Source organism: Streptomyces similanensis, from assembly GCF_039543625.1.
GTDB classification, from domain to species: domain Bacteria; phylum Actinomycetota; class Actinomycetes; order Streptomycetales; family Streptomycetaceae; genus Streptomyces; species Streptomyces similanensis.
Genome location: NZ_BAABKC010000026.1, coordinates 105,558 through 112,190, shown reverse-complemented (window position 1 = coordinate 112,190; position 6,633 = coordinate 105,558). Strand labels below are relative to the sequence as shown.

The 6,633-nt window shown below is 76.4% G+C and carries 5 protein-coding genes; 3 read left to right on the top strand and 2 right to left on the bottom strand.

Going from position 1 to position 6,633, the window contains the following annotated elements:
- Positions 1-354: 354 nt before the first annotated feature.
- Positions 355-1,539 carry a MarP family serine protease gene (locus ABEB07_RS09875; protein WP_164583370.1) on the top strand — a complete coding sequence of 395 codons (1,185 nt, stop codon included), beginning with the start codon at positions 355-357 and terminating at the stop codon, positions 1,537-1,539.
- Positions 1,540-1,576: 37 nt separating this feature from the next.
- Here ABEB07_RS09875 and ABEB07_RS09870 read toward each other — a convergent pair whose 3' ends face one another.
- Positions 1,577-2,074: a GNAT family N-acetyltransferase gene (locus tag ABEB07_RS09870; protein WP_425588979.1), complete on the bottom strand. Its 498-nt coding sequence runs from the start codon at positions 2,072-2,074 to the stop codon at positions 1,577-1,579.
- 63 nt (positions 2,075-2,137) lie between these two features.
- Between ABEB07_RS09870 and ABEB07_RS09865 the strand changes: the two genes are divergently transcribed.
- Both ABEB07_RS09865 and ABEB07_RS09860 read left to right on the top strand, forming a co-directional pair.
- Positions 2,138-3,034, top strand: a complete 897-nt coding sequence (locus tag ABEB07_RS09865) for a TIGR01777 family oxidoreductase (protein ID WP_345667904.1) — start codon at positions 2,138-2,140, stop codon at positions 3,032-3,034.
- 180 nt (positions 3,035-3,214) lie between these two features.
- Positions 3,215-4,723 carry an NAD(P)/FAD-dependent oxidoreductase gene (locus ABEB07_RS09860; protein WP_176148666.1) on the top strand — a complete coding sequence of 503 codons (1,509 nt, stop codon included), beginning with the start codon at positions 3,215-3,217 and terminating at the stop codon, positions 4,721-4,723.
- 17 nt (positions 4,724-4,740) lie between these two features.
- Here the strand turns inward: ABEB07_RS09860 and ABEB07_RS09855 are convergent, their stop codons facing one another.
- Positions 4,741-6,348 (bottom strand): regulator, encoded by a 1,608-nt coding sequence (locus ABEB07_RS09855; protein WP_345667903.1) that lies wholly within the window; start codon positions 6,346-6,348, stop codon positions 4,741-4,743.
- Positions 6,349-6,633: the final 285 nt, after the last annotated feature.

Here is a 6,633-nt window from a genome sequence, read left to right as displayed (position 1 = left end):
CGCCGACGGCGGCCGCCGCGGGCAGTCCGCACAGCAGCGCCATGACGACGCCGCGCGGCCGTCCGGGGCGCGTGAGCGCGCGCGGCCGGCCCGGACGCGGGCCGCCGTGCGGCGGTCCGGGACGCGGCCGCCGGTTCCGGGCGCGCCCGGTCTTCCCCACTCCATGCATGAGCTCACTGTCACCCCCATCCGCTCCGTCCGCGATGTGTGGTGTGCCACCTGGTGGAACCATCGTCCTGGTCCGGGCGTTTTCGCGGGTACACGTACAGGTGGCCGGTTCCCGGATCCATGTGCGTGCGCTGATCGCCGGGTCCGTCCCGCGCGTTCTCAGGGTCCGGGAGAAAGGCGGCCGGTGTGGACCTGCTCGACCTCGTGCTGGTGCTGGTCATCCTCGTGTACGCGGCGTCGGGCTACCGGCGCGGCCTGGTGGCCGGCTGTGTGTCGCTGGCCGGTTTCGTCGGCGGCGCGGCCGTCGGGGTGTGGGCGCTGCCCTGGGTGATGGACCTGGTCACGCGTGGTACGACGACGGCGACGGTGACCGCCGTGCTGACGGTGCTGGTGCCCGCGGTGGCGGGGCACGAGCTGGCCGGGCGGCTGGCGCTGCGGCTGCGCGGCGAGCTGGACCGCGGCCCGCTGCGGGTGGCCGACGGGATCGGCGGCGCCGCGGCGAACGCGGTGGCGGTGCTGATCGTGGCGTGGGTGGCGGCGAGCGTCCTGGGCGCCTCCTCCTCCCCGGTGGTGACGACGGCGATACGCGACTCCAAGCTGCTGGGCGCCGTGCAGGAGGCGATGCCGGACACCACGCCGGCCTGGTTCTCGCGGGCCACCTCCGCGCTGACCGAGGCGGGCTTCCCGCAGGTCTTCAACCCCTTCGAGACCGAGCCGGCGGCGGGCGTCGCCGAGCCGTCGGGCGACAGCGTCACGGCGAGCGCCACGAACGCGGCGCGGCTGAGCACGGTGAAGATCGAGGGCTCCTCGGGCAACCAGGGCCGCGAGGGCAGCGGCTTCGTCTTCGCGCGCCAGCGGGTGATGACCAACGCGCACGTGGTGGCCGGCATCGACACCCCGTTCGTGCGGGTCGGCGGCGTGGGGCGGTCCTACGAGGCGCGGGTGGTGCTGTTCGACCCGGACCGGGACGTGGCCGTGCTGTACGTGCCGGGGCTGCGCGCCCCGGTGCTGCGGTTCGACGGCGTCGCCGCGCGGGGCGCCGGGGCGGTCGTCGCGGGCTATCCGCAGGACGGCGGTCTGAACCTCCAGGCGGCGACGGTGGCGAGCCGGATCCGGGCCACGGGCCAGAACATCTACAGCGACGCCACGGTCACCCGCGAGATCTACGCGATCCGCTCCACCGTCCGGCCCGGCAACTCCGGCGGCCCGCTGCTGACCACGGACGGCCGTGTCTACGGCATGGTCTTCGCCCGCTCCACCTCCGACAGCGGCACGGGCTACGCGCTGACGGCGGCGGAGGTCGCCGCGGACGCGCGGCGGGGGACGACGGCGACGGCCCCGGTGGACACCGGCCGGCTGGTCACGTCCTGAAGTCCGCTCCCGGGGACGCGCGCGCCGGCCGGGCGGGTCACACCGAGCGGCCCATCAGCACGTCGTCGACGTACTCGCCCGCCAGCAGGAACTCCCCCGGCAGGACGCCCTCCACCGCGTAGCCCTCGGACGCGTAGAGCGCGCGGGCCGGGGCGTTGTGCCCGAGGACGCGCAGGGTGATGCGGCGGGCTCCCTGCCGCCGCGCCTCCTCGCGCGCGGCCCGCAGCAGCGCCCGGCCGACTCCCGTGCCGCGCGCCGCTTCCGCGACGGCCAGGCCGCGGATCTGCCGGACGTGCGCGTTGCACTCCAGGGGTATGGCGAGGCCGAGGCGCAGATAGCCGACGATCTCGCCGGCCGTCTCGGCGACCAGGATCTCGCGCGGCCCGGAGCGCTCGGTGAAGAAGGGCTCGTACGGCGGCTGCGGGCGCGGCTGCACGGCGTGCAGCGGGGACCAGGTGTCCCGGTCGAGCGCCGCCAGGGCCTCCTCGTCGGCGAGCGTGGCGGGACGTATGTGCGGTTCCGGCATGGTGATCACCCTACTGCGCGCCCGGCCCGCGCCCGGCGGGATTTCCGGGGCGCAGCGGGCAGGATGGGAGGCATGGAACGTACGCGAATCGCGGTGGCCGGGGCGTCCGGGCTGATCGGCAGCGCCCTGGTGCGGTCCCTGACGGCGGACGGGCACGAGGTGGTGCGCCTGGTGCGCCGTGCGGCCCGGGGCGCGGACGAGGTCCGCTGGGACCCCGAGGAGCAGTACGTGGACTCGGCGGGGCTGGCCGGCTGCGACGCCGTGGTCAACCTGGCGGGCGCGGGCGTGGGCGACCGCCGCTGGACGGACGCGTACAAGAAGACGATCCGGGACAGCCGGGTGCTGGGCACGGCGGCGCTCGCGGAGGCCGTCGCCGCCCTGGACGTGCCGCCGCGGGTCTTCGTCGGCGGCAGCGCGATCGGCTTCTACGGCGACACCGGCGACCGGGCCGTGGACGAGGACGCGCCGCCGGGGGACGGCTTCCTGCCCCGGGTGTGCGTGGAGTGGGAGGAGGCCGCGGCGCCCGCCGAGGAGGCGGGGATCCGGACCGTGTTCGCCCGCACCGGGCTGGTGGTGGCGCGCGGGGGCGGCGCCTGGGGGCGGATGTTCCCGCTGTTCAAGGCGGGGCTCGGCGGGCGGATGGGCGACGGGCGGCAGTACTGGTCGTTCATCGCGCTGCACGACGAGGTGGCGGCGCTGCGGCACCTGATCGACACCGAGTCGCTGTCGGGGCCGGTCAATCTGACGTCGCCGCAGCCGCTGACGAACCGTGAGATCACGGCGGCGATGGGGCGGGTGCTGCACCGGCCGGCGCTGCTGCCGGTGCCGGCGGCCGCGCTCAGGGCGGCGCTCGGGGAGATGGCGGGGGATGTGCTGGGCAGTGCGCGGGTGCTGCCGGCGCGGTTGCTGGAGTCGGGGTTCTCGTTCGCCTTCCCGGGCATCGAGGACGCCGTGCGGGCGGCGCTGTGACGCGGTGAGGCACGGCGGCGAAACGTTGCGGCCGTATGCGACCGCCGTGCGACCGTGCCCTGTCGATGCGCGACTGTCCCGGACCGGGCGCGGACCTACCCTCGTGCCGAACTCGGGTATCCCTCAAGCCGGTCGAGGGCATCACCGCTCCGCCGGCCGCGCAACCTCGAGGAGGGGCACGTGCTTGAGCCCGCGTACCAGGTCGATGTCGTCGTCGTGGGAGCCGGGGTCGCCGGGCTCTCGGCGGCGCACCGGCTGACCAGCGCAGGAGTGACCACCGCGGTCCTGGAAGCCGCCCCCTGGGTGGGGGGCCGGATGTCGACGGAGAAGGTCGACGGCTTCCGGCTCGACAGGATCGGACAGCTGCTGTTCACGTCCTATCCCCAGCTGGGCCACAGCCCGGGGCTGGACGCGCTCGTGCTGCGGCCCTTCGCACCCGGGGTGCTGCTGCACAGCGAGGGGCGGCACCACCGGGCGGGCGGCCCGGCGGGCGCAGGGGGCGCACGGAGCGCATTTCACGCTGTGCGCGCCTTCGCGAGCGCCCCGCGGCCGCCCGCGTCGCTGCCGAAGGCGCGGGCCCGGGTCCGCGCCCTGCGGCCCGTGCCGCCCGTCGTGGCGGCGTACGGCATGCCGGGCGCCGCCGTCACGGAGCTGGGGCGGTTCGACGGGGGCCTGCCCTGCTTCGACGCCGGGCCGCAGCCGGCGCCGTCCGGGCCGGCCGACCGGGTCCAGCCGTTCGGGATCGGCACGCCGCTGCGGCTGCGCGCCGCGCTCGCCCGGATCGCCACGACCCCGGTGGACCGTCTGCTGGCCCGGCCCGAACAGCCCGCCGGGCAGGCGCTCGCCGCCCGCGGGCTGCCCGCCCGCACCGTGGACGGCTTCCTGCGGCCGCTGCTGGCCGCGCTGCTGTGCGATCCGGACCTCACCACCTCCAGCCGCTGCGCGGACCTGGCGCTGCGCGCCTTCGCGAGCGGACGGCTGTGCCTGCCGGAGGGCGGTGCGGAGGTCCTGCCGGAGCTGCTGGCCGCCTCGCTGCCGCCGGGCACCGTGCACACCGGCGTCCGGGTCACCTCGGTCGCCACCAACGCGGTGACCACCGCCGAGCACGGCGTGATCCGCTGCCGGGCGGTGCTGGTCGCGACGGGCGCGCGGTCGGCCGCCGAGCTGCTGCCCGGGCTGCGGGTGCCCGGCTTCCACGCGGTGACGGTGGTCCACCACACGACCGGGGAAGCGCCGGCGACGGGCGGCTACCTGCTGCTCGACTCCGAGCGCGGCGGTCCGGTGGCGCACACCGCGGTGGTCAGCGGAATCGATCCGTCGCGGGCCCCGGCGGGCCGGGCCCTGGTGTCCTCGACGGTCCTCGGGCCGCCCCCGGCCGACGTCGACACCGCCGTGCGCCGCCACCTGGCGCGCCTGTACGGCGTCCCGACCGCGCGGTGGGAGACGCTGGCCGTGCACCACACCGCCGAGGCGGTCCCCGCGATGCGGCCGCCGCACGATCTGCGGCGGCCGGTGCGGTTGCTGGCGGGCCTGTACGTGTGCGGCGACCACCGCGACACCAGCACCCTCCAGGGCGCCCTGCGCTCGGCCCACCGCGCCGCCTCGGCGATCCTCACCGACCTGGGCGCCCACCGCCCCCTGCACACCGCCGACCCCACCCCGACGACCCCACGGAAGGCGGTGGCGTAGGAGTCCCGCGCGAGTCCTCAGCCCAGCGCCGCGACCTTGTCGCGGTAGGTGCGGACCGGGGAGGCGTCCTTGTAGGGCTCCAGGCGGCGTTCGAAGTCGCGGATGTACTCGTGGGCGCGGACCGAGCGCATGTCCGCGGCCTGGGCCGCCGCCTCCGCACCGAGCCGGCAGGCCTGGTCGAGGTCACCGAGGCCGAGGCGCGCGGTGGCGAGGACGACGCGGCAGAACAGCCGGCTGCGCGCGTACACCGGCGCGCGCAGCTGGAGCGAGCGCTCGGCGTACTGCGCGGCCGTGCGGTACTGCTGGAGGTCCCGGTGGCAGTGCCCGAACTCGTCGGCGAGCTGCGCCTCGTCGAAGAAGCGCGCCCAGAACGGCACCTCGTCGCCGGGCCGGGCGCTCTCCAGCGCGCGTTCGGCCCGCATCAGGGAGGTCGTGCAGGCCCGCGCCTCCCCCAGTACCGCGTGCCCGCGCGCCTCGGCGGAGTGCAGCAGCGCCTGGACGACCGGCGGTACGGCGGCGCCGACGCCCTGCTGGGCCACCCGCGCCAGCTGCACCGCCTCCCGCCCGTGGGCGAGGTAGACGGCCTGCCGGCTCATGGTGACCAGGACGTAGGCGCCGTAGGCGCGGTCCCCGGCGGCCTGGGCGAGCCGCAGCGCCTGCACGAAGTAGCGCTGGGCGAGCCCGTGCGCGGCGATGTCGTACGACGTCCAGCCCAGCAGCCGGGTCAGGTCGGCGGTCGCGGCGAACAGGCGGCGGCCGGTCTGCTCGCCGTAGCCGCCGCGCAGCATCGGCTCGCACTCGTGCTCCAGGTAGCGCACCAGGGCCTGCCGGGCGTGGCCGCCGCCGTACATGTCGTCGAGCGTGCGGAACAGCTCGCCGACCGAGCGCAGCGCGGCGATGTCCCCGGCGGTGACCCGCTGCCCCGCCTCCCGCTCGGCCCGGCCCCGGTTCCGGCCGGGGTTCCGCTCGCCCCGGCCGCGCTGCTGCGGCACCCCCGGCACCCCCGGTCCGCCCGGCGCCCCGGACGCCCCCGGCGCCGGCGGCGGTCCTGCGGCCGACCCGCCCGCCTGTACGCCGTCGCGCGCACCCTCCCGCGCGCCCTCACCGCCCTGGCCGGCCCGCGCGCCCTCCCCGGTCCGCGCGGACGGCAGCACGGCGGGCGGCGGCTCCACGCGGGCGACCCGGTCGTCGGCCCGGCCGATCAGCCAGTCCCGGCTGGGCACCACGAGACCGGCCGGGGTGAAGGCGATCTTGCGCAGTTCGGCGTGGCTGCCGGAGTCCTTGCGCCACAGCCCGCTGACGATGTCGACGGCCTCCTCGGGCGCGGCCGCGAACTCCAGTCCCGCGTAGACCGGGGCGCAGGCGTCCAGGCCGAGGTCCTGGGCGGTCAGCCGGCGGCCCAGCCGCCGGGTGAAGACCTCGGCGATCAGCGCGGGCGTGGTGCCGCGCGGCTGCTGGCCGCGCAGCCAGCGGGTGACCGAGGTCTTGTCGTATCTCAGGTCCAGTCCGTGTTCGAGGCCCAGCTGGTCCACGCGACGGGCCAGTCCGGCGTTGGAGAACCCCGCTTCCGCGATGAGCGCGGCGAGCTGGCGGTTGGGAGTGCGCTGCGCGGGTCGTTCCGTCATCTGCGGTGCGGTCTCCTGCCTTTCGGGCGTCCGCGCGGCCGCGTGGACGCCCGGATTGCCTGTGAGCAGCCCTTATGGCCATGTGAACGGCGCGAATGTAGCGGAGAGTGAGCAGCCGACCGCGCAGTTCCGGCGGCATTCATCCGATCGTGTGAGGATTCCGTACGAGGCTGACGCCGGGCCCGCAGGCCCGCGCCCGACGGGCGGCCGGACGTGCTTGCGAGGGCCGGACGTACAGTGGCGTGGGCACGCGACGTGCCTGACGACTCTCCAGGGAGGCGCTTG

Bases quoted from the DNA above. Each gene is read 5' to 3' on its own strand.
- ABEB07_RS09865 (WP_345667904.1), top strand. From the start codon at position 2,138: ATGGAACGTACGCGAATCGCGGTGGCCGGGGCGTCCGGGCTGATCGGC.
- ABEB07_RS09855 (WP_345667903.1), bottom strand. From the start codon at position 6,348: ATGACGGAACGACCCGCGCAGCGCACTCCCAACCGCCAGCTCGCCGCG.